This is a genomic window from Mesorhizobium sp. M1A.F.Ca.IN.020.06.1.1 (assembly GCF_004023265.1).
Classification (GTDB): Bacteria; Pseudomonadota; Alphaproteobacteria; order Rhizobiales; family Rhizobiaceae; genus Mesorhizobium.
The window spans coordinates 1-2,739 of the sequence record NZ_RZSR01000820.1; the positions used below are offsets into that span (position 1 = coordinate 1).

A 2,739-nucleotide genomic window follows, 5' to 3' on the forward strand; every position below is an offset into this window, starting at 1 on the left:
GCCTTCGGTGCGGCCGCGCTCCGGGCGCGGCCGGGATTCGCTGTCAGGCCGCGATAGGCGCGGCCGCAACCGACGGAGACACGCGATGACCTACGAGCTTCCCTTCGACGACGCCTACGAGCTCTATCACGCCTCCTCGCCGACCGACCGCGTCATCCTCGAACTGCAGATGTACGGCCATCGTCCGCATCAGGACGAGCCTGATCCCCGTCCGCTCCCCGACGAGAGCGTGATCCGGGCTGGCCTCGCCGGGATCGTCGAGACCTTCGCCGGCATGCTCGGCGACACTAGGCTCGAACCCGACCTCGACGACCTGCTCTGGTCCTTCACCAATGTCTTCCATCGCGCGGCCGAACGCGTCGCCCGTAGCCTCGACCGCAACGAGGAGGCGCAGCGGTCGAGCCAAGGCGAGCAGGATGGCTCGGAGGTGAAGTCCGTGGAGCTGGAACGGCTCACGGCCGAAGGCATCACCTATATCGAGCGCCGCAATGTGCTGGAAATCATGCGCGACGAGGCCGCCGACCTCTACGAGGCCGAAATCGGCTCAGCCTGGCGACCACGCACCGGCTCCAAGGTCTCGCATCAATCAATGACAGCGGCGTTGATCGACTCTCGCGACTTCCTCGCCGCGCGCCGCCGCGCGGACACCGAGGTCCTGGTGCCGGCCGGCACGAAGATCGCCTTCGCCGGCGACCTCGATTGCAACGATCACGACCGGATCTGGGATGCGCTGGATAAGGCCCGCGAGAAGCACCCGGACATGGTGCTGCTTCATGGCGGCAGCCCGCGTGGAGCCGAGCGCATCGCCGCCTGCTGGGCCGAGAACCGCAAGGTCACCCAGATCGCGTTCAAGCCGGACTGGAACCGGCATGCGAAGGCCGCCCCGTTCCGTCGCAACGATCAGCTGCTCTCGGTCATGCCCTACGGACTGATCGTCTTCCCCGGCTCCGGCATCACCGAGAACCTGGCCGACAAGGCTCGACGCCTCGGCATTCCCCTCTGGCGGTTCACGGAGGGTGGCCCGTGAGCGCCGCTTTCATTCCCCGCGTCGAAGAACCCGACCCGCTCGCGGTTGGGTTCTTCGCGTGTGCACATCCGTGACGGTCAGCAATCCGGCGGGGGCGCGGTGCGAAAGAGCGCAGGATGGAGAGTGGCCAAAAGTCCTCCGACATGGGTTGGGCGCGCCGGCCTCCGGCCGGCCGGGCTCTACTCGCGGCGTGCCGCCGCTCCCCGAGCCGGGCTTCGCCGTCTCGGCCTTCGGCGACGATCCCTCGCGCGGGAGAGGGAGAGGAGAGCCGGGCCGGGGCGGTTGATCTGAGAGAAAGGAAAGCGACCAATGACGATGATATTCCTTGGCGGTTCGCGTGACATCTTCGAGCTGCCGGTCCCCGCGATCGAACGCATCGGCGCGATCGTTGCGGCCGAGCACGGCGTGCTGATCGGTGACGCGCCGGGAGCCGATGCCGAAATGCAGGGCCTGCTCGCAGGCTACGGCTACGAGCATGTCGGCGTCTTCCACGCCCACGCCGAGCCGCGCAATAATCTCGGCGACTGGGCTGCCTATCACGTCCCGCCGCCGGACGGCGCAAAGGGCTTTGCCGTCCACGCCGCGAAGGATCGGGAAATGGTCCGCCGTGCCGACTTCGGTCTGATGGTCTGGGATGGCGCTTCGCCCGGAACCTGCCTCAACATACTGCGCCTGGCCATCATCGGCAGTCCATGCGTCGTCTATGACACGATGCGCGGCACGGTGGGAACCGTCCACACCATCGCGGACTGGCGCGCCATGATGCACCATGCGGGTCTGGATGTTCGCGGCGGAGTGGAAACCCGGATGACGGCGGACGAGCGCGTTGCTGCGGCAACCTGATTGTCGCAAGCCGTGGCGACCCGACCCACGAATGAACGGCGCAAGCCGCCCCGCCCTGATCCGTGCCGAAGGCCGACCCCTTGCGAAGCCGCCTCTCGCGGTCCGCGGGCAGTCCTCGGGAAAATCCCATCTGCTCATGGCACGAAGGGCAGGGCAGTTGCGGATCAGGCAGCGCATTCCCGGCGGCCACGCTTGGCCCTGGATACCCTCGCCGGCACGGGAACAGAGCAGCGCTCGCCGCCGCCGAGCGCAATATCCGGCACTTGACGGCGGACGGAACCTCCGGCTTCTCAGCGCAGGATGTCGTTCGTGGGACAGGCGAGGACGGTAGATCCGCAGGCGGGGGCAAACGCTTGACCGCGACCGCGGTGCCTGGCGTGAAGGATCTGCGATGGTGGCCGGAGGCATCGCCTTTGCCCACACCCGGACCATTCCCGTGTCATGTCGCCTTTGTAGTGGACCGCCTGCTTTTGCGGTCAACCCCCGTTGGGGGTACGCTCGGCAAAAATTCAGGAAAATTCGATTTCGGTTTTTTTTGTTGCGGGCCGGGCACTTTCCTTCCCGCAAGCGGGGCCCTTGAAAGCGCGGCCCGCTGTCTGCGGCAAATAGAATTTTCCAGAATTTGTGCCGAGTGACCGCAGCAGGACGGCCCCCTCCTTTGGCGCCATCGGGAATGGTCCCGATGCAACCGAAGGAGAACTACCATGGCCACCACGATCGCAAACCTCACCGCCAAGGCCGACGGTTCGATGGAAGGCGTGTTCGCCACGCTGCGCGTCAACGCCCCGATCACCTTGATCCCGAACGCCAACAAGGCCCGCGGGGATGCTCCCGACTACCGCATCGTCAACAAGCGCACGGGCTTCGAG

General features: G+C 66.4%; 3 protein-coding genes. All 3 read left to right on the forward strand.

Features of this window, described 5'->3' with window-relative positions; all coding sequences use genetic code 11:
• Positions 1 to 85: 85 nt before the first annotated feature.
• The gene (locus EOA60_RS27475; protein WP_127335977.1) at positions 86 to 1,027 is read left to right on the forward strand and encodes a DUF2493 domain-containing protein; all 942 of its coding nucleotides are present in this window, start codon (positions 86 to 88) and stop codon (positions 1,025 to 1,027) included.
• A 309-nt stretch (positions 1,028 to 1,336) separates the two neighbouring features.
• Positions 1,337 to 1,870, forward strand: coding sequence for a hypothetical protein (locus EOA60_RS27480; RefSeq protein WP_128312199.1), 534 nt, complete (start codon positions 1,337 to 1,339; stop codon positions 1,868 to 1,870).
• Between the two features lie 704 nt (positions 1,871 to 2,574).
• Positions 2,575 to 2,739 (forward strand): DUF736 family protein (locus tag EOA60_RS27485; RefSeq protein ID WP_128312200.1); only part of this gene is annotated, 165 nt, incomplete at its 3' end.

What these genes read in the sequence shown, in the direction of transcription:
- EOA60_RS27475 (WP_127335977.1), top strand. Translation starts at nt 86, where the DNA reads ATGACCTACGAGCTTCCCTTCGACGACGCCTACGAGCTCTATCACGCC.
- EOA60_RS27480 (WP_128312199.1), top strand. Translation starts at nt 1,337, where the DNA reads ATGACGATGATATTCCTTGGCGGTTCGCGTGACATCTTCGAGCTGCCG.